This window comes from Tunturiibacter psychrotolerans (assembly GCF_051013365.1).
Classification (GTDB): Bacteria; Acidobacteriota; Terriglobia; order Terriglobales; family Acidobacteriaceae; genus Edaphobacter; species Edaphobacter psychrotolerans_A.
Genome location: NZ_CP132941.1, coordinates 559,450 through 580,040 on the forward strand (window position 1 = coordinate 559,450; position 20,591 = coordinate 580,040).

The 20,591-nt window shown below is 57.5% G+C and carries 15 protein-coding genes; 6 read left to right on the top strand and 9 right to left on the bottom strand.

The features are described 5' to 3' along the window. Nucleotides 1-243 precede the first annotated feature (243 nt). Together ribD and RBB76_RS02315 are read left to right on the top strand one after the other, a co-directional pair. Nucleotides 244-1,482 (top strand): bifunctional diaminohydroxyphosphoribosylaminopyrimidine deaminase/5-amino-6-(5-phosphoribosylamino)uracil reductase RibD, encoded by a 1,239-nt coding sequence (gene ribD / locus RBB76_RS02310; RefSeq protein WP_429633029.1) that lies wholly within the window; start codon nucleotides 244-246, stop codon nucleotides 1,480-1,482. A gap of 4 nt (nucleotides 1,483-1,486) precedes the next feature. After that, entirely contained in the window at nucleotides 1,487-2,146 is a 660-nt protein-coding gene (locus RBB76_RS02315; protein ID WP_429633027.1) for a riboflavin synthase, read from the top strand. 73 nt (nucleotides 2,147-2,219) lie between these two features. Here RBB76_RS02315 and rho read toward each other — a convergent pair whose 3' ends face one another. The 3 genes from rho to RBB76_RS02330 form a co-directional block, all read right to left on the bottom strand. Further along, nucleotides 2,220-3,470, bottom strand: a complete 1,251-nt coding sequence (gene rho, locus RBB76_RS02320; protein ID WP_174336882.1) for a transcription termination factor Rho — start codon at nucleotides 3,468-3,470, stop codon at nucleotides 2,220-2,222. 174 nt (nucleotides 3,471-3,644) lie between these two features. After that, nucleotides 3,645-3,866, bottom strand: coding sequence for a DNA-directed RNA polymerase subunit omega (locus RBB76_RS02325; protein WP_179582507.1), 222 nt, complete (start codon nucleotides 3,864-3,866; stop codon nucleotides 3,645-3,647). 514 nt (nucleotides 3,867-4,380) lie between these two features. Beyond that, the gene (locus RBB76_RS02330) at nucleotides 4,381-5,973 is read right to left on the bottom strand and encodes a YifB family Mg chelatase-like AAA ATPase (protein ID WP_429633024.1); all 1,593 of its coding nucleotides are present in this window, start codon (nucleotides 5,971-5,973) and stop codon (nucleotides 4,381-4,383) included. A 228-nt stretch (nucleotides 5,974-6,201) separates the two neighbouring features. On the opposite strand from RBB76_RS02330, the gene RBB76_RS02335 reads away from it, so the two are divergent. Further along, entirely contained in the window at nucleotides 6,202-7,659 is a 1,458-nt protein-coding gene (locus RBB76_RS02335) for an L-serine ammonia-lyase (protein ID WP_429633022.1), read from the top strand. Between the two features lie 30 nt (nucleotides 7,660-7,689). On the opposite strand, the gene RBB76_RS02340 is transcribed toward RBB76_RS02335, so the two are convergent. The 4 genes from RBB76_RS02340 to RBB76_RS02355 all read right to left on the bottom strand — a co-directional run bounded on the left by RBB76_RS02340 (nucleotide 7,690) and on the right by RBB76_RS02355 (nucleotide 11,908). Beyond that, on the bottom strand, nucleotides 7,690-8,319 hold the full coding sequence (locus tag RBB76_RS02340) for a hypothetical protein (RefSeq protein ID WP_429633020.1): 630 nt from the start codon (nucleotides 8,317-8,319) through the stop codon (nucleotides 7,690-7,692). A gap of 62 nt (nucleotides 8,320-8,381) precedes the next feature. Then, the gene (locus RBB76_RS02345; protein WP_429633018.1) at nucleotides 8,382-9,146 is read right to left on the bottom strand and encodes a class I SAM-dependent methyltransferase; all 765 of its coding nucleotides are present in this window, start codon (nucleotides 9,144-9,146) and stop codon (nucleotides 8,382-8,384) included. 41 nt (nucleotides 9,147-9,187) lie between these two features. Continuing rightward, nucleotides 9,188-10,366, bottom strand: coding sequence for an acetyl-CoA C-acetyltransferase (locus RBB76_RS02350; RefSeq protein WP_429633216.1), 1,179 nt, complete (start codon nucleotides 10,364-10,366; stop codon nucleotides 9,188-9,190). 711 nt (nucleotides 10,367-11,077) lie between these two features. Then, a complete protein-coding gene (locus RBB76_RS02355) occupies nucleotides 11,078-11,908 on the bottom strand; it encodes a hypothetical protein (protein WP_429633016.1) in 831 nt (276 codons plus the stop codon). A gap of 124 nt (nucleotides 11,909-12,032) precedes the next feature. On the opposite strand from RBB76_RS02355, the gene RBB76_RS02360 reads away from it, so the two are divergent. Both RBB76_RS02360 and RBB76_RS02365 read left to right on the top strand, forming a co-directional pair. Next, nucleotides 12,033-13,115 carry an NAD(P)/FAD-dependent oxidoreductase gene (locus RBB76_RS02360; protein WP_429633014.1) on the top strand — a complete coding sequence of 361 codons (1,083 nt, stop codon included), beginning with the start codon at nucleotides 12,033-12,035 and terminating at the stop codon, nucleotides 13,113-13,115. Nucleotides 13,116-13,231: 116 nt separating this feature from the next. Continuing rightward, complete coding sequence (locus RBB76_RS02365; protein ID WP_429633012.1) at nucleotides 13,232-14,365, top strand: citrate synthase; 1,134 nt, start codon at nucleotides 13,232-13,234, stop codon at nucleotides 14,363-14,365. Nucleotides 14,366-14,519: 154 nt separating this feature from the next. Here RBB76_RS02365 and RBB76_RS02370 read toward each other — a convergent pair whose 3' ends face one another. Continuing rightward, nucleotides 14,520-15,830 carry a hypothetical protein gene (locus RBB76_RS02370; protein ID WP_429633010.1) on the bottom strand — a complete coding sequence of 437 codons (1,311 nt, stop codon included), beginning with the start codon at nucleotides 15,828-15,830 and terminating at the stop codon, nucleotides 14,520-14,522. Nucleotides 15,831-16,174: 344 nt separating this feature from the next. Beyond that, nucleotides 16,175-16,369 carry a hypothetical protein gene (locus RBB76_RS02375; RefSeq protein ID WP_429633008.1) on the bottom strand — a complete coding sequence of 65 codons (195 nt, stop codon included), beginning with the start codon at nucleotides 16,367-16,369 and terminating at the stop codon, nucleotides 16,175-16,177. A 332-nt stretch (nucleotides 16,370-16,701) separates the two neighbouring features. On the opposite strand from RBB76_RS02375, the gene smc reads away from it, so the two are divergent. Continuing rightward, nucleotides 16,702-20,586 carry a chromosome segregation protein SMC gene (gene smc / locus RBB76_RS02380; RefSeq protein ID WP_429633006.1) on the top strand — a complete coding sequence of 1,295 codons (3,885 nt, stop codon included), beginning with the start codon at nucleotides 16,702-16,704 and terminating at the stop codon, nucleotides 20,584-20,586. Nucleotides 20,587-20,591: the final 5 nt, after the last annotated feature.

Below are 20,591 nucleotides of genomic sequence, written 5' to 3' on the forward strand. Positions count from 1 at the left end.
ATCCGCTATACTTGTTCTATAGATGACAGAGGGTTCCGATTTTCGGAGCCCTTTCTCGATTAAGGGAGCTAACTCTTTTGGAAAGAAGAATTTAGCCGTAAGTCCTTTGGATAGATGATTTTACCCGAGGATGACTCCTGTAAATGCAACAAAATAAACCACTTACACGAAGGCAATAAGGGGGGGGGGGTACCCCTCACCAAGTCAGCAAAAGCCTCAGCCCAAAACAAAGTCGAAGACTCAATGGAACAATCTCAACTAACCCGTGCCGAGCAGGATCAGGCGTTCATGACGCGAGCGCTCAAGCTCGCAGCCGAGACCACAGCTCTCGCCTCGCCGAACCCACAGGTAGGCTGCGTCCTCACCCAGACGCCGCCCAGCGGAGGCACCCCGAAGATCATCGGCGAGGGCGCGCACCTCTACGCCAACCGAGATCACGCGGAGATCGTCGCCCTCAAACAGACCGCGCAACGCGGCTTCTCCACCATCGGAGCCACGGCCTACGTCACCCTCGAACCCTGCAGCCACCACGGTCGCACCGGCCCTTGCGCCGACGCCCTCATAGCTGCCGGAATCCGCCGCTGCGTCGTCGCAACCCAGGACCCGAACCCTCAAGTCAGCGGTCAGGGTTTAGCCAAGCTCCGCGCTGCAGGCATCGAGGTCAACGTCGGCGTCCTTCAGCAACGAGCCCGCGATCTGAACGATGCCTTCGCCCACTTCATCCAGCACCGAACGCCCTTCGTCACCCTCAAAGCCGCGCTCTCGGTCGACGGCAAACTCGCCCCTCCACCAGCCTCGCGCTTCCCCAACCAGCCTCACTGGCTCACTGGCCCCGCCGCCCGCTACGAGGTCCAACTCCTCCGCCACGATTCCGACGCTGTGCTCACAGGAATCGGCACCGTCCTCGCTGACGACCCTCAACTGACCGACCGCAGTGGCCTCCTCGGCCCCAACAATCTGCCCCGCCGCCGTCCACTCCTCCGCGTCATCCTCGACTCTCAGCTAAGAATCCCTCTCTCCTCGCAACTGGTACGCTCAGCCGGTGACGACAGAGACTCCGGCCACCCCAACCTGCTGATCCTGTGCAGCAAAACCGCGCCAACCGCCAAAATCCACGCTCTCAATGACCTCGGCGCGCTGGTAGAGATCATCCCTGATAATGCCGGCCACCTGAGCCTTCCTGCAGTTCTCGCGGCCCTCGCCGAGCGCAACATCCTCAGCCTGCTCCTCGAGTGCGGCTCCCACCTCAACGGTGCCTTCATCCAGCAAAACCTCGTCGACAAGGCCGTCCTCATCTACGCCGAAACCGAACTAGGCGACCACGCCATCCCCTTCGCCCAGGGCATCGCCTCTCCTTACCTCTTCGAGGAGTCACTCCATCGCGTCACCCGTGCGAACTACGGCCCCGACGCCTGCGTCACCGGCTACCTCCACGACCCTTGGCGCACCCAGGTCACACTACCGCCGAAAGCGATAAGCTAAAACCATGTTCACTGGACTGATCGAGACCACCGGTACGCTTCTGGCCATCACGCCAACCGCAGGCGCCACGCGCATCACCATCGCTTCGCCCACGCTCACCGCCCGCCTCAACACAGGCGACAGCGTCGCAGTTAACGGCGTCTGCCTCACGGCTCTCAGTATCGAGCCCAACGCCTTTCCGCCACGCTTCTCCGCCGACCTCGCTGCTGAGACCATCGCTCGCACTACCCTGACCCATCTACGCCCCGACGCCACCGTGAACCTCGAGCTCCCCACCCCAGCAGGTTCGCCACTCGGTGGCCACGTCGTCCAGGGCCACGTCGACGGTACCGCAACACTGCTCTCGCTCACCCCCATCACCCCCGACCAGCCCGAAACCGACTGGCGCCTCCGCATCCAGCTACCCGACTCCCTCACCCGATACGTCGTTCCTCAGGGCTCCATCACCATCGAAGGCATCAGCCTCACCGTAGCTTCGATCGAGGGCAACGAAATAGAGGTCGCCATCATCCCCCACACCTACGCCGCCACCAGCCTCCACACCCTCACCCCCGGCTCCCCCCTCAACATCGAGGTCGACGTCCTCAGCAAATACGCCGAACGCCTGCACTCACCAGAAAAATTCCACCTCACCGAGGAGTACCTCATAGCCAACGGCTACTGACCCCTGCAGCAAGCCAAAAAAAGAAAAGCGCAGCTCCCTAGAGCTGCGCTTTTGTCTTCAAAGTTCGAAAAAACTAAATCGAACTCATGTTGTGCAGAAACTCCTGATTGTTCCGCGTCTTCGCCAGCTTGTCGGTCAACAACTCCATCGCCTCAACCGGCGACAGAGGATTGAGAACCTTCCGCAGAATCCAGGTTCGCTGCAGATCTTCCTTCGGAATCAGCAACTCTTCCTTACGTGTACCGGACCGCTGAATGTCGATCGCCGGGAACACACGCTTATCCACCAGCTTGCGATCCAGAATCACTTCCATGTTGCCGGTTCCCTTGAACTCTTCGAAGATGACTTCATCCATACGCGAGCCGGTATCAACCAGCGCAGTCGCAATAATCGTCAGCGAACCGCCCTCTTCGATATTGCGAGCCGCACCAAAGAAGCGCTTCGGCCTCTGCAGCGCATTCGAATCTACACCGCCTGAGAGCACCTTGCCCGAAGGCGGAACGATCGTGTTGTAAGCACGCGCCAGACGAGTGATCGAGTCCAGCAGAATCACCACATCGCGCTTGTGCTCCACCAACCGCTTGGCCTTCTCAATCACCATTTCAGCAACCTGCACGTGCCGCGCCGCGGGCTCATCGAAGGTCGACGAAATCACCTCACCTTTCACAGACCGCTGCATGTCGGTGACTTCTTCCGGCCGCTCGTCGATCAGCAGAACGATCAGCACAACTTCAGGATGATTCGCGGTGATGCTATTCGCAATCGACTGCAGCAACATCGTCTTCCCGGTACGCGGCGGAGCCACAATCAACCCGCGCTGCCCCTTACCAACAGGAGTCAACAGGTCCATAACCCGGCCCGAGATATGCTCGCGAACGGTCTCCATCTTCACCCGCTCCTGCGCATACAAGGGGGTCAGGTTGTCGAACAAAATCTTGTTCCGCGTCTCTTCGGGTGATTCGAAGTTGATCGCCTCGATCTTCACCAGCGCAAAATACTTCTCACCCTCATGCGGAGGACGGACATTGCCACTGATCGTGTCGCCGGTCTTCAGGTCAAACTTACGAATCTGCGAAGGTGATACATAAATGTCATCGGGACCAGGCAGGTAGTTGTAGTCAGGAGAGCGAAGGAAGCCGTACCCATCAGGCAGAATTTCGAGCACACCTTCAGCAAAGATATGTCCTTCTTTTTCGCTCTGTGCCTGCAAAATCTTGAAGATGAGGTCCTGCTTGCGAAGGCCGCTGGTTCCGGCAATGTCGAGACCGCGCGCTAGTTTACCCAGCTCCGCGATATTGTGTTCTTTTAACTCAGAAATGGTCATGTTTTACCTGGAAATTTGAATTTAGGAGGGATTGTTTGGAACTGAGGCGGGATCTGCTTGACGGGGGGTCGTGCGGAAGGCCAGACGTAATTTTGATGAGATTGAACTGCAGATGGGTGAAAGAGGGGATTAGAGGTTTTGCATCGGAAGATGGCGAAGTGAAACAGCCGCGCGTTAAGCTGCGCGGCGCTCTTGCAATTGTACCTTTTCTACGACGGCCTCGCCAGATTCATCCATAGGGATGGTGTCTTTGAAGCGATCGAGAACTTCGTTGGTGGTGTCCTGCAAACGAGTGTTCGGCTTGTGCAGCTTGCGCGTCGCCTTCGACGCCAGCTGACAAAGCTCGTAGCGGTTGTTCACGTGCGTGAGAGCTCCAAAAATAAGATCTGAGCGCATAGTTTCTCCCTTTCAATTTCCGAAGCGGAAGCGTCTTATTAGCGCTAACTCGCCCGAAATCATTCAAATGTGGCAACTAGTCTTCAAGACTGCTGCCGTGATTAAGCCTCATACATTAGACGCAAAGAGTATCTTCGGGGACTCCGCAATTGGTCAGAAATCTCAAGTTTCTTGATATCTGACATATCGCATCTCCTAGCCCAAACTGCTGAACTAGCTAAGTTAACCTTCCTAGCCGAACCTGTCTCTTCCGTAGGATTCAGCGCTCGCCGCGCCCATGGTGTGAAACAAGAAGCCTGCCAGAACCTGGCAAACCGTGAGTTCACCGCTGATCACTCGATTCGTACTTCAGAATCTCTGACGAACCACAGCAAACTGCGACTTCAAGGAAAGTAAACTGTTCGACGTATAAGGTCAATACTTTTTTCGGGAACCCGTGAATAAATATCTTCCAGAAACGGAATACCTCTACTCTGACTCAAAGATAGTCGACGCCAATCATTATATCTACGTGCTAGGACCAATAGCTCCGGTCTAAAGTACGGTACTGAATCGCCTCTGCAATGTGCTTGACCGCAATGTCCTGTTCGCCTCCAAGATCAGCTATCGTCCTTGCTACCTTCAAGATACGATCATGCGCCCGGGCACTCAGACCTTGCTGCTGCATCGCCCGCTCCAGTAGCCGTTCGGCATCAGACGACAGTTCACAATTGGTGCGTATCTGCTGAGTGTTCATTTGGGAGTTTGCAAAAATCTGGCGGGAAGCTGCCTTTGCCGACCCCTTCGTCCGCTCAGCCGCTTGCCCGAATCGCGTGTGCTGTCGCTCCCTGGCGGCCAGAACCCGTGCTCGAATCTGCTCCGAACCTTCTGCCGCTGCCCCCCCCCGCAACTCCTTATATTGCACCGCGGGAACCTCTATATGGATATCGATTCGATCAAGCAAAGGCCCCGAAACCTTCGAGACATAACGCTGGATCATCGGTGGCGTACACATGCACTCCCGAGACTTGTCATTGAAATATCCACAGGGACACGGGTTCATCGCGGCCGCCAGCATAAATCTGGCCGGGAAGCTCAGGCTCATGGCCGCCCTGGCGATCGTGACATGACCATCCTCCAGCGGCTGACGCATCACTTCCAGCACATTGCGAGGAAATTCCGGCAACTCATCCAAAAACAGCAGCCCATTGTGGGCCAGTGATACCTCGCCTGGCCGCGGCATCATCCCGCCGCCAATCAACCCAGCATCGGAGATCGTGTGATGTGGAGACCGAAATGGTCGATGGGCCACCAGTCCCTGCTCAGAGTCCAAAACGCCCGCGACCGAATGAATCTTCGTCGTTTCGAGCGCCTCTTCGAATCTGAGCGGCGCCAGAATCGACGGCAGCCGCTTAGCGAGCATCGTTTTACCTGAGCCCGGCGGTCCAATCATCAGAATATTGTGTCCACCTGCGGCGGCAACCTCGAGTGCGCGCTTCGCCACTTGCTGTCCGCGCACATCTTTGAAGTCGAATGGAAAGTGCTGCATCTCGTTCAGCAAATCGGTGGTCTCAACCTTCAGAGGAGTCGCCGTAATCCCACCCATCGCGGCTGAATTGAGAAGTTCCCTAACCTCGAGCAGAGACTTCACAGGGTAAACATTGACACCTTCGACTACGGCTGCCTCGCGTGCATTACTCGCCGGAATAATCAGATTAGAAATACCCTTCTCCCGCGCAGCCACCGCGATCGGAAGCATCCCTTGCACCGCGCGCAGGCCGCCATCCAGTCCCAATTCCCCCACAAGCAGATAGTCGCTCAGATCCTTGATGTGCAGCGAACCATAAGCACCTAATATCCCGATCGCGATCGGCAGATCAAATCCCGACCCTTCTTTCTTCAGGTCTGCGGGAGCAAGGTTAATTGTGATCCGCGTCGGAGGAAGTTCGAATCCGGAGTTCTTGATCGCTGACCGCACTCGATCACGACTCTCCCGCACCGCCGCATCGGGAAGTCCCACCGTGTGGAATTGCTCCTGATCTAATTTGATTTGGGAAAAGTCAACTTCGACATCGATGATGTGCGCGTCGATTCCATACACTGCAGCACTGCGAGCCGTGAAAAGCATTCTTTGAGCCTGTAAATCCTTGTCGCAGAGTATTTTCGCCGAGTATAGCACTCCGGCGGTAAGCGGCTTCTACACAGAAGGATGCAGCCACCACAAATGCAACCGTGACATTCGGCAGAAGATCAGGCATTCGAATTAGAAATGAGACTCCCTCACCGAGTCCCGTCATCTCTCACACCTACCCAAGCCTCGTTCACCCTTACAATGGAATTCAATCGTGATTAATTCGTGAACACCAGCCTCTTCGAACTCTTCAAAATCGGCATTGGACCGTCCAGCTCTCACACCGTCGGTCCTATGCGAGCAGCTCTTCGATTCTCGCGCCAACTTGAATCAGCTGGCCTCCTTCCACACACCGTATCGGTCATCGTCGAACTCTACGGCTCTCTCGCCCTCACCGGCGTCGGCCACGGAACTGATCGAGCTATTCTCCTTGGGCTACTTGGAGAAGCGCCTGACACTGTCGATCCCGCAAGCATCGAAAAGAAGATCGCCACCATCCGCTCCACTGGTTCTCTCCCCCTCAATGGCACCAAGGCCATTCCCTTCACCGAAGCGGCAAACCTCCTCTTCCATCGCAACCAGATGTATCCCGATCCGAACGTGATCTCGCATCCCAACGGCATGCGCTTCACAGCCTTCGACGACGCCCGTGCATCATTGGCTGACGAGGTCTTCTACTCCGTCGGGGGAGGCTTCATCGTCTCTGAGGCCGAGCGAACCGCAGAATCGGTCACGAGCAATCGCATCGTTCCGTATCCTTTCCGCAGTGCAGCAGACCTTCTCGCCACCGCGAAACAGCACAACCTCACGATCGCCGATCTCCTTCTCGCCAACGAGATCGCTCTGCTAAACGACCCGACGAACTCCATCAACCGTCCTCAGCCAACTCCGGTTTTGCCGCAGCTGGATCACTCGGCAGAACATACGATCCGTGCCAGCATCCTTACCCTCTGGCGAACCATGCAGCAATGCACTGAGCGCGGCATCGCGACGGAAGGCATCCTGCCCGGAGGTCTCAACGTCCGGCGTCGCGCCCATCGCCTTGCCGAGCGTCTTAACACCATCGGCTCTAAAGACCCTCTCGCGCCGATTGATTGGGTCACCGTCTACGCGATGGCCGTCAACGAAGAAAATGCGGCTGGAGGCAGAGTAGTGACTGCCCCAACCAATGGAGCCGCAGGAGTGATCCCCGCCATCGGCAATTATTACTTACGCTTCATTGAAGGCACCGATGCGGAAAAAGAAGAAGGGATCCTTCGCTACTTCCTTACTGCTGCTGCCATCGGCATCTTGTACAAGGAAAACGCCAGCATCTCCGGAGCCGAGGTGGGCTGCCAGGGCGAAGTCGGCGTAGCCTGCAGCATGGCCGCCGGAGGCCTCGTCGCTGCCCTCAACGGCACCAACGCGCAGGTTGAACACGCCGCCGAGATCGCCATGGAGCACAACCTCGGCATGACCTGCGACCCCATCGGCGGGCTCGTCCAGATCCCGTGCATCGAACGCAATGGGATGGGCGCGGTCAAAGCCATCAACGCCTGCCGCATGGCCATGCACGAAACCGGCGATCACAAGCTCTCTCTCGACCAGGTCATCGCCACCATGTACCAGACCGGCCTCGACATGCAATCGCGCTACAAAGAAACCTCGCTCGCTGGCCTGGCCCTCAACATCATCGAATGCTGACAATATCTCAATCAAAGAACACAGCTTACTTCAGGGCAGCGCCACCGTCTCCTTCGGAGTTACATTGATTGTCGTCCCAGTTGCGTCGGGAACAAAGTGCATCGTCACTACCGATCGTTTGCCGCACGCTCGCACCGTCCACTTCTCGTCCCACGGTGTCTTCGGACTACTCGGCTCCCCATTCGGTAAAGATGTCTCAAGAACATCCACCTGGCATGTTCCTTCGGCTCCCGCGCCAGCGCCCGCATACTGAACAGCGTCGTGCTGCAGCGCGGCAGCAGCCGCCGACTGACCGGGAAACAATCCGTATACCGACGACTTCCCGTTCTGAATCGTCACCGATGCCACATACGATCGCCTCTCGCCACAAGCGACTCCTTCGGTGATCTCCTTCCAATGCGCATTCAAGATATTGCCGTTCGCGTCGGTTTCAATCGATCCATACACCTTCGGCTGACTCGTATTCATATTGATTTCAATCTTCGCGCAGTGTGTTGAAAGACCCCTCTCATAATCCTGATACACACCTAACACCGCCTGCCGATACGAATCACTGCTTCGGATCGCATCGAATGCCCTTGGCCTATCCTGCTGCGCAACTATCGGCACGCAAAGGACGCATACACTTACAGACGTCAATGCAAATAGAAACCCGCGCATCAATCCTCCTCCAGGTCGACTAAGAACAGCCCCAATATCGGTAGATGAAAATAGAACAACTCTCAACCGCCAAACCGTCCGCAGCCCACCCGGCAAACGGTTTTCATCTCTACAATTCCATCCATCTGCCACTTCGCGAAAAACGCCCTGAGCGCCGCCTGCATCCCCTCATACTTCGCATGCCCGGGCTCCGGGGTAACCGACAGCGACTGCGTCTGCCCCAATAAATCCTCAAGGGTCAACCTTTGCTCCCCATATATCTCTTGCCGAAATAACTCACCGCCGGCAAAGAACTCGTTCACTCGACCGATACTTTCATATCTTTCGTGATTTGCCTCGTAGTCCGTCCCATGCTCCCGCAGCAGACCCTCATAGGCCATCGACATCGGAGAATCATCTCGAACTCTACTGTTGCTCGCGATCACCGCCCATCCCCCCGGCCGCAGAATCCGTCGAAACTCTTTCGCGGTCTGGGCGACATTGAACCAATGAAACGCCCTTCCCACTGAAACAAAGTCCACCGAACCGTCTTCGAGCCCGGTAGCCTCCGCCGTAGCCTTCTTCACCGTCAGGCCCGGCCACGCTGACGCCAGCTTTTCACAACCTTCACGCATATCGTCATTCGGCTCAATGGCGATCACCGCATTCCCATACTCAAGGAACAACTCTGCCAGCATCCCAGTACCGGCGCCGACATCGGCCACCAAGTGATCAAGCCGTAGCCCGCACCGCGCCACCAGAATTTCGATGACATCTTTTGGATAGCGCAGCCTATATCGTTCGTAGTCCTCAACTCTTCCGGTAAATCGTTCCGTATTTTCGCTCATACAGTGTTGGACGCTAGCAAGCCCGAAACGCACACTAGTGCCTACCGTTCCACCGCCAACGCCACCGAGTTCCCCCCACCCAAACAAAGCGCCGCAACGCCCTTGTTCGAATCCTGCCGCATCATTTCGTGGATGAGCGTCACCAGCACGCGAGCCCCACTAGCCCCGATCGGGTGCCCAATCGCCACCGCACCACCATTCACATTCACCCTTGAAGCATCGAGTCCCAGTTCTTTCATCACCCCTAACGCCTGCACGCTGAACGCCTCATTCAGTTCATACAGGTCCACGTCGTCTTTTTCCCATCCTGCACGCTCCAACACTAGCTGCACCCCGGTCACCGGAGCGAGCATTACCCACTTCGGCGCCACGCCACTCGTAGCCTGCGCCTTGATCCTCACCATCGGTTTCAACCCCAGTTCCTTCGCCCGCTCGGCCGACATCACCACCACCGCCGCCGCCGCATCGTTCACTCCTGGAGCATTTCCCGCAGTCACGGTCCCATCCTTCTTGAACGCGGGCTTCAAAGCGGCGAGTGCCTCCATCGACGCATCGTCTCGCACACTCTCATCCCGCAACACCACTGTGCCCGCGCCCTTCTTCCCCGGAACATTCACCGGCACCACCTCTGCATCGAACCTTCCTTCCTTCCACGCGGCATTTGCCTTACGGTGCGAGGCCAACGCATAAGCATCCTGCTCTTCGCGAGTAATCGAATGCTTTTCTGCGACGTTCTCCCCTGTAATCCCCATGTGATAGTCCTCACACGCGCACCACAACCCATCCTTCACCATTGAGTCCACGACTACTGAGTCACCCATCCGAAACCCTCTCCGGCCTTGTGGCAGAAGATAAGGTGCGTTCGACATCGATTCCATACCGCCGGCTACGACGATCTCCGCATCACCTGCCATGATCGCCTGTGCTGCGAGCGCCACCGCCTTCAGTCCCGACCCGCACACCATATTGATGGTCATCGCCGAAACCGTATCAGGCAGTCCACCTCTCAACGCCGCTTGCCGCGCCGGATTCTGTCCCAACCCCGCAGGCAGAACGCAACCCATCAGACACTCATCAACGCTCGAAGCATCGATGCCAGCCCGCTTCACGGCCTCGCGGACCGCGATCGCACCAAGCTCTACCGCTGAAATCTCCGCAAACGCCCCTTGAAACTTACCCACTGGGGTTCGCACCGCCGCAACAATCACAACATCCTTCATCGATCGAAATACCTCGATCAAAACTCTACTCCATTCATTCCGCTTCACACTAGCCGAGGTCTTATCGAAGTCTCGAATCAACAACAACACAACGACATCTCTTATCCGACACGCGTCACATTCACCCTCGACTGCCACAAACGCGGCCACCACAGTCATTTGGCAGTGCAAGCGAATCGACCATCCAATGCAAGAGGTTCTGATCTCTTACCGTAAGCGTCTGGTCTATCCAGACATTCATGAGATGACTCACCTACTCTGTTTCACTTCTCACGCCCATCAGTTTCGCTCTCATTTTTTTGATCCCCTTGGCGACAACCCCGAGACTGATCACACAAAGGTCGTACTCGATTTCAAACTCAACTCTTTTTTTTGCGATAACTCATCACTGCATTGAACCCCAAAACGAACGTCCTCGAGCATGAGTGCCATCGTCTAACCTTCCTCCGCGCAAAAAAGAATTGCCTTCCTTGCATTTTTTGCTTGACAGTGAAATTTCGTAAATCTATACCTTCGTTAGCTGCAATGCAGCTAGCAGTAGAGTCAATGTCTAATCACTAGGGAGAATAGGCACATGGCAACGAAGAAAGCCGCAAAAAAGGCACCAGCGAAGAAGGCAGCAAAAAAGGCAACCAAAAAGTAATCCAACCAAGGCAACAGAAAGGGGGACGCGATAAGCGTCCCCCTTTCTGCGTCAGGAATAGCCCGTCGTTATTGGGTCGCTGTCGCCCGCGTCGTCGCATTCTTCGGCGTCGACAGATATCCCGACACCTTGTTTTTCTCGATCACATTGACCACCAGCTCATACAACACGGGATCCTTCCCGTTATAAAACTGCACCGGCTCATCCAGCCCCTTATCCTTCTTCTCAATCGTTCGATCGTCTGAACTCACTTCCAGGGTGTAGCGCGAATGCTTCTCGTCCGCCTTCTTCAACTGCAGCTTGATCGTCGACAAAAGCGTTGGCTTGGCACCCTTCTGCAGCGTGAACTCCAGATAGTTCCGGTCCCCCTTGTGCTTCAGTATCTCCAGTTCGTCATGGTTCGTCGCGATCAGCCCGCTCATCACACCCGCATCCCCGACCACCCGATTCAACTGGGTCTTCGTAGCCTCGAGGTCAGACTTCGTCGTGGCAACGTCGGTCTTCACGCCACCTACATCCGTCTTCACGCTGGCAACATCGGTCGACACCGCACCAATCTGCTTGGAGTTCTTCGCCGCCTCCTCCTCAAGCTTCGCAGTCGCAATCTTTTGCTGGGCAATGATGCTTTGTGTTCGCAACTCAATTTGCTTCTGGGCCACGCCAACGCTCTGCCCCAGAGTCTCGCTGGTCGCTCGCAGCCTTGCGTTAGTTGCTTCCAGCTTCTCCGACAGTTCGGCATTCTTCTGATCAGCTGCCACGATCTTCTGTTCCGCGGCGGCAAGATGATTCTGCAGACCGTAACACCACACCAGACCACCCAGCGCAGCCAGCAACGCGGCCGCCACCACTCCAAGCAGTGCTCCCGAGATCGACCTCTGTTCCACGTACTCTTCGCTCATCACTCTCTCCTAATGCTTCTCTTCATTTGACCCATCGCGAGCCCGAACGTCACAAACCGATCAGCCGCGTAAAACAGACACATCCAAACTATAACCTCTCCCTTAAGCCAACTAAACTAATTCCATGCAGCACCCTGACCTTTGCATCGCTGGAGCCGGCATCATCGGCCTCTCCCTCGCCCTTGAACTCCATCACCGCGGCTACCGAGTCACCGTCTTAGACAAAGGCGAGGCACTTGCCGAATCTTCCTCTGCGGCCGCCGGCATGCTGGCGGCCCACGATCCCGACAACCCACCCCAACTTCTTCCTCTGGCGAGCCTCAGCCTGTCGCTCTACCCCCACTTCCTCGACCGCATCCACGCTCTCTCCGAAATCCGCGTCCCCTTCCAGACCCACACCACCCTGCAGTCCGTTCCTTCCCACATCGCTGGTACTGGTTCCGAACTCACCGTCAAAGATCTCTCCCATCTCCTTCCCGCACTCGTACCGGGAGAACACCAATTTATCCTCCTCGACGAGCACAGCATCGATCCCCGTCAACTCGCTTCAGCGCTTCTTGCCGCCGTCCGTGCCACCACTATCGACCTCCAACCCAACACTCCCGTCCTCTCGACTCGCTCCATCGGCGACGCAGTCGAGATCTCAACCTCCAGCGGTTCGATGCAAGCGGCAAAGTTCATCAACTGCGCAGGGGCATGGGCAGCTGTCTCCTCGCACCAGCTCACAATCTCGATCACACCCAAGAAAGGACAGATGTTGTCAGTTGTCCTTCCTCCTATTCTCCCGATGCACTTCGTCGTCCGCACACCGGACATCTATATCGTCCCTCGCACCACCGGACCCTCCGCCGGCCGCGCCATCATCGGCGCAACCGTCGAAGACATCGGCTTTGACAAGATCATCCACCCAGCCGACATCGACCACCTCCGCTCTCTCGCAACCACTCTCCTTCCCATCCTCGCCGGCGCTCGCCAACTTGAAGCCTGGTCCGGCCTTCGTCCCGCAACTCCTGACGGCCTTCCCGTCCTCGGTGCTCTCCCGGCTCAGCCGAATCATTTCATTGCCACCGGCCACTATCGAAATGGAATCCTTCTGGCGCCTGCCACAGCTAAAGTTATGGCGCAACTTATCGTCGGAGAAGCATCAGCCATCGAGCTGTCTTCCTTCTCTCCAACCCGCTTCTCGTCAGAGCTCACATCACCGTAGTCGCACAACAGCACCGATATTCGGCCAATCGTCCGTGACAACCGTTTCTCCGCTGCGCTATAACCAGATGTACTTAGTTTGGTACTGCATTGAATTCGCCACTGGAGAAGCACCTTATGTCTACCGCTGTCGCACCAAAGGGCCTGGAAGGCATCGTCGCCACCACGTCCTCCATCTGCTGGATCGACGGCGACGCCGGCGTTCTCTCCTATCGCGGCATCGATATCCATGAACTCGCACAGCTATCCACCTTCGAGGAGTGCACCTACCTCCTCTGGTTCGGCAAGCTCCCCACTGCCGCCGAGCTTGCTGACTTCACCAAGCATCTTTCCGCCGCCCGCGAACTCAATCCAAAGATCATCGACCTCCTCCGCAGCGTCCCAACCGACGCCACGCCCATGCAGGTCCTCCGCACCGCGGTCTCTCTCCTCAGCATCTACGACGCCGACGAGGCCGACTGCAGCCACGACGCAAACGTCCGCAAATCCTATCGCCTCACCGCCCAGATCCCGATGATCGTCGCCGTCTTTGACCGCATCCGCAAGGGCAAATCCATGGTCGACGCCGACAAGTCTCTCTCCCACGCCGCCAACTTCCTCTGGATGCTCAACGGCGAAAAGCCTTCCGAGACCGCTACACGCGCCTTCGACATTGCGCTCATCCTCCATGCCGACCACGAGCTGAACGCCAGCACCTTCGCTGCGCGCGTCATCGCCGCCACGCTGGCCGACATCCACTCCGCCATCACCGGTGCCATCGGCGCTCTTAAAGGTCCCCTTCACGGGGGAGCCAATGAGGCCACCATGCGCCTGCTCTATGCCATCGACAAAGCCGGTGCCGACCCCGTCGAGTACGTCAAACAGATGTTCGCAGACAAGAAAAAGATCTCCGGCTTCGGCCACCGCGTCTACCACACCGAAGATCCACGGGCCACTCACCTCCGCCGCATGTCCGAAGAACTGGGCAAGGCCGCAGGAAACACGAAATGGTTTGACTTGTCCCGTAAGATCGAGCTCTTTGTGAAACAGGAAAAGAAACTCAACGCCAACGTCGACTTCTACTCCGCCTCAACCTATACCACCCTCGGTATCGACATCGATCTCTTCACCCCTATCTTCGCCATCAGCCGCATCTCCGGATGGGCAGCCCACGTCATCGAGCAACACGACGACAACCGGCTCATACGTCCGCGCGCCGACTATACCGGGCCCTCCTACCCTGCGACTTACACACCCATCGAAAAGCGATAACCCGCCCGGCGCTACAGCGGAGAAGACTACAGAAGTATCTTCGGTGAGAGGTCCCCAGCGCATCGCGAATCGCGAACCGGACAATCTGAATCTTCGTCAAACACAAAAAAAGGCAGCCCACGTGGGCTGCCTTTTTTTGTGAATCTACAGCAGTCTAGTGATGGGTAGCAGGATGATGCACAGGCGCTTTCGTTGGAGTCTTCTTCGGCTCCACGATGGCTCCATCGCTCATCGTGATCTGAATGGGGTTAGGCGTGAACGAAGCGTACGTACCACTCACGGTGACCTTCGCTCCAACAGCGGGCGGCGTCTTCAAAGGCGCAGCCAACTGGAAGGTAAAGTCTGCCGTCTTCGACTGCACCGCATCATCGGAAACTGCCACTTGAAGCGCGGTATCGGAGACAGCAATCACGGTCGAATCCGGAAATTGGACCGACTTGCCTTTCATCGTGTCCCAGACCTTCGCAGCGTCTTCTGGCTTACCATTAGCAAGGATGAACTCCTTGTCGCTGATCGCCAGAGTGGAGAGGTCAGGAGTGCTCGAGATAACCTGGGCAACGATGTCTGCCGGTGATGGAGCAGGTTTGATCTTGAAGTCGGCAGGTGGAACAAGATTCGTCTGTACCGCAGCAGTGACTGCATCGTAGCCGTCGTCGCCGCCGTGATACTTCTTGTAGCAGAACTTCGCCAATGGCAGCATCTGGCTCTTGTAAGGCTCAGGAGCAAAAGCTGCAGCTCGAGTGGCGTACCAGGTGCAGTTCACATAGTCCGGCGGAGTTGATTGATAGTAAGCCTGGCCCAGAATAAAAGTGTCCTGTAGCAACGGACCGGGAGTTTGCGTCTGCGCAACCGGAACACTGGTCAATTCTGCCGTATAGTCCTTGATCGCGGTCCCTGTATCCTTCTTGTTCAAGGCAGCCTCCCCGAGGGCGCTATCGAATACCGGGGTAGCAGCGTCCTTCACCTTAGCGAAGTCTGCATCGGCCATATCCGCCGGCTTGGTGACCGCTAGTCCCTTCTGCGCGTACTCAGCAGCCTTATCCAACGCCGCCTGCTTAGCGGTCGCATCAGTTGTCTGCTCTGCCTGCTGCTTCCTGAAGTAAACCTCGAAGGTCAGCGCCCGTAGGTTATTTGGATCGACCTGCAACAGCCGGTCCGCCGCATCGAGGGTCTTTGCTGGATCGAATCCGGCGTAGGCCAGCATCAACTGCTCTAGTACCGACGCCTTCACCGAAGACTGGGGATACGCAGTCAGATATTGCTCAAGCGCAGGAGCTTTCGTCTGCGGAGTCGTCTGGCTGATTGCATCGTTATAAGCTTTGTATTCGGCGGGAGACATCTGGACGCCGCCGCTCGTGGCTTGCGCGTTGGAACCAAGATTGACCTGGGTTTGTGCCACAAGAAGTCCAGAGACACTTGCCATGCTGGCGACCGCCAGGAGAGACGCAACGACTACCTTCTTCATTCCACACTCCTCGTTAAAACTTTCTTTCAAATGTGTCACCGATGCTTCCGGGGTCACTCGGATATAAAACGAAGCACAGACCGATCTCTTGTGCTTCGGCGTTACCCTCGCTGCGCCTAACCCTTCGGCCAAGCGGTTGACGTGTTCGTGGCATCTCGAGATGATGATGCGGATTATAGAAACGACGTTGTTCGAAACGCAAGCCGACTTCAACCTTTAGGAGCAATAAAAGTGTTATACACGAACAACCGCAACGTGGGACCTCACACAAACTATCCATCAACGGAAACAGAGACACCCTGATCAACTCGCGTCAGCCAGAGTGTCTGCTTTACCAGGACGAGCTACTGATGTGCGACTGACTTCTGATGAGCTGCGGTCGAATGAGCATGCGCCTCGGTCGAGTGCTCATGCGCCTTTCCGGCATGCTCCTGAGCGGTCGCATGATCGCCCTTCGCATGGTCCTCAGCTGCTGCGTAGTGAGCCTTTGCCGCGTGCTCGTGATGTTCCGCTGCCTTCTTGTGCGCGTCGAGTGCCATAAATCTTCTTGTTTGAAGCGTCGGCTTTGTTACACCCGCGAACCTACGCGCTGCAACTATTGCCTGCATCTACGCCGCGTTAAGATCTCGCGCAAATCTCGCGATTACCATCCCGTCAACACTACAATTGGAGAAATTCGAGGGCTCGTTACCCCCATTGTTGTAAGTCTCCTGCTCAACCTGCCCATTTATGGTGTTTTGGCCGTCTTATCCACAACAGGTGGTGTTGTACCCGTTGATTCCGTACCCAACCGCAGCTAAAGTTGAACCAGTCCTATTCGACAGCGGCGAGTTCCCGAACACTCATATCGGTCCGCCCCGCAGAGGTGCACTTGCTCAAGCTCAAAAAAGTCCAGATCCTCGGCTTCAAATCCTTCTGTGATCGCACCGAAGTTCAGCTCTCCGGCGAAGGCATCGCCGCCATTGTCGGCCCCAACGGATGCGGCAAATCAAACATCTCCGACGCCATCACCTGGGTTCTGGGCGAACAGTCCGCCAAAAGCCTCCGCGGTATCAAGATGGAGGACGTCATCTTTGCCGGCACCCGAGACCGCAAGCCCACCGGCATGGCCGAGGTGTCTCTGACCCTCGTCGACCCCGAGGTGTACGACAGCGCCAACCTCCAGGACGACCCTGAAATCGTCATTGACGAAAGCTTCCCCACCGACTGGGATGAGACGACCCTCCGCCAGCAGCGCGCGGAGGAGACCGAGGAAGCTGTCGCCGAAGCCCAACCCGGCACCGTCGTCGAGGGCGAGGCCAAAGGCCCCCAAATCGTTCAAAGTCCAGCCGAAGCAGATGCGGCAGAACTCGCCAACCCTAACAATGTTGTCCTCAAGATTCGTCGCCGCAAATTTGGCCGCGCTCCCGTCCGCGCCGGCGAACTCACCATAACCCGCCGCCTCTTCCGCTCAGGCGACAGCGAATACCTCCTCAACGGCAAGATCTGTCGCCTACGCGACATTCAGGACATCTTCATGGGCACGGGCCTCGGCGGCGAGTCCTACGCCATCATCGGCCAGGAGCGCATCGGCCAGCTCCTCTCCGCCAAGCCGCACGATCGCCGGTCCATCATCGAAGAGGCCGCAGGCATCACCCGCTTCAAGACAAAAAAACGCCTCGCCGAATTGCGTCTCGAATCCGCCCGCCAGAACCTCGCCCGCGTGAACGACATCTTCGACGAGGTCACCCGTCAGATGACCACCCTCAAGCGCCAGGCAGCCAAGGCTGAGCGTTACGGTGCCCTTCGTGACGATCTCCGGACCCGGCTCCGTGTTGTTCTAGCCAGCCGTATGTCGCAGCTGGACATCGAGCAAGCCGCCACCACCGAGAAGATCACCGCCCTCGCCACCCAGATCGACGCTCAATCCACGACCGTCGAAGCGATGGACGCCGAGCACACTGAAGGCGTCAACTCCGGCTACAGCCTCGACCAGCAGATCCGCGAGGCCGGAGCGCAGGCCAATCAGTCCGCTGTCGAACTAGAACGCATCACGGCCCGCTCCGCTGCAAACGCCGACCGCATCGCCGAACTCACTAACCGCCTCGCAACCGGCGCCGACGATCTCGCTCAGGCCCGCGAACAGCTCGCCAGCCTCTCCGCCGAGCTCGAAGAGCATCGCAGCTTCCTCAACAGCGCCACGGCCGAGTCGGCCGAATCACGAGAGGCCGCCCAGAGCCATCAGGCACAGGCGCAGGAGGCGGTCCGCAGCGTCGCGGCAGCCGAGCAGCAGGCTGAACAAAATCGCCGCTCCACCATGCAGCTCGTTCAACGCATCGCGCAGACTCGCAACGAAGAGGCACAGGCAGCAGCAGCTCTCGCTGGTCTCGACCGCGAAGCCGAGCGTCTCCTCTCCGAGTCCGAGATTGCCAAACAGGAACTCGAGACTCTCGGACTCCAGCGCGGCCAGGTCAAAATGTCCTTCGAGTCCGTCACCGAACGGCTCAAGCGTCTTGAAGCTGAGATAGCCGAACTCCGCCTTCAGGTAGAGGCAAATCGCAACGAGGAGTCTCAGTCCAAACGCCGAGGTGACCAGCTCCGAGGCGAAGTCGCAACCTTGACCGGTCGCCGCACCTCTCTTGAAGCCCTGATCCGCGAACATAGCTATTCGACCGACACCGTTCGTAACCTCTTCAAGACCGACGCCTACAAGCAGAACGCCGATGGCATGGCAGCCGTCGGCACCCTTGCCGACTTCCTCGAAGTAGACGGCAAGTACGAAAACGTTGTCGACGAATTCCTCCGCGACGAGCTCAACTACGTCGTGGTCAAATCCTGGGACGCCGCGAACGCAGGCATGCATCTCCTGCAGACCGACGTCACAGGCCGCGCCACCTTCCTCGTCCATCCCAACGACTCCCAGGCCAACTTCGCCTTTGCCGAAGGCATGCAAAGCGTAGCCCAGACCAACATCGAGGGGATCGAAGGAGTCGTCCCTCTCAAAGAGTGCGTCCGCGTTCTCGACGGCTTCGGCAAATCCCTCGAGGTCATTCTGCCCAAGCTCCGCGAGGGTTTCGTAGCCCCGGACTCCTACACCGCCCGCTCGCTTGCCCTCTCGAACCCACAGGCATTCTTCCTGTCTCCCACCGGCGAGACCTTCCATAACGTCACAGTCACCAGCGGACGTCCTCGCACGCAGGGCCCCCTGGCACTCAAACGCGAGCTCGCAGAGGTGCAGCAGAAGCTGGAAAAGGCCGAACATGATCTGGCCCAGACCGACCGAAGCACCGTCGAATTGCAGCACCAGATAGCAGCTCTCAACGCAACGATTGAAGGCAAAACCCACGAACGCCGCGACGCTGAGCGCGAGTCCGCAAACTCTGGAGCAGCTCTCCGGCAAATGGAGTCGGAGGTCGCTCGCATCGAGCGTCGCCTGCAGGACTGGGCTCTCACCAACGAACGCAACCGAGAAGCCCGAAATCAAAAAGCGGACCTGATCGCGCGTCGCCAGCAAGAGGCAGCCGCCTTCGAAAACGAGCGCAGCACCTTGGAAGCCAGTCTGGTCGCCCTTCAAGAGCAACTCGAAGAGCTCCGCGCTCGACGCGAGGAGCTTCAACAGGGCGCAGCAGCAGCCTCCGCCGCACTCGCCGGGTTAGAAGAGCGTCGCCGCAACGCTGCCGCAAACTTCGAGCAGACAACGCGCCTCTACAACGGTCAAAACCAGCGTATCCAGCAACTCGATCAGCAAATCTCATCCGCCGGCACAGAAAAACTCCGCCGCGAAGAGGAGACCGCCGCTCTCACCGTCCAGCACGCCGAGCTCTCAGAGGTTCGCGCCAACGCCGTAGCTCAAGGTGCGCGCCTCACGGAAGAGGCCCACGCTCTGCGCGCTTCTATGGCCGACCTTGACGCTCGGCTCCGTACCCTTCGTCATGAGACCGAAGCCCTTCGCGAGCAGCGTGCAGCCCTCACTGCCCGCGCCGCGAAGCTCGCCTCAGACATCGAGCACATCGATGCCACCTGCCTCAACGATCTCGGCGCTGAAGCCGTCACGCTACGCGAAGATCAGACAATCACCCGCATCGAAGGCGACGACCTCCACACCCAGGAGGAGGAATCACGTGCGCTCAAGCAAAAACTTGAAGCCATGGGTCCGGTCAACATGATGGCCCTCGATGAGTACAACGAAACAGTCACCCGCCACAGCTTCCTCGAAACCCAGCGCAAAGACCTACTCGACTCCATCGAGAACACACAAGCCTCCATCAAGGAAATTGACGACGTCTCCCGCCTCAAGTTCGACGAGGCCTTCAAGGTCATCAACGACAACTTCTCCGTCACCTTCACCAAGCTCTTCGGTGGCGGTCAGGCCTTCATGAAGCTCACCGATGCCGAAAACTCCAATGAGAGCGGGATCGACATCGTGGCCTCCCCCCCGGGAAAAAAGCTTCAAAATATCCTCCTGCTCTCCGGAGGAGAGAAAGCGCTCACCGCCCTCTCTCTTCTCGTTGGAATCTTCCAGTTCCAGCCCGCCCCCTTCTGCATCCTGGACGAAGTCGATGCACCGCTCGACGAAACCAACGTAGGCCGCTTCGCAAAACTCATCCACGACATGAGCGCGACTACTCAGTTCGTCGTCATCACCCACAGCAAACGCACCATGTCCCAGGCCGATGTCATCTACGGCGTCACCATGCAGGAGCCTGGGGTCTCGAAGATTGTCAGCGTCAACCTCAACCGCCGCGACTCCACTGACAACCGCCGCGCCGTGGCCTAGCACCG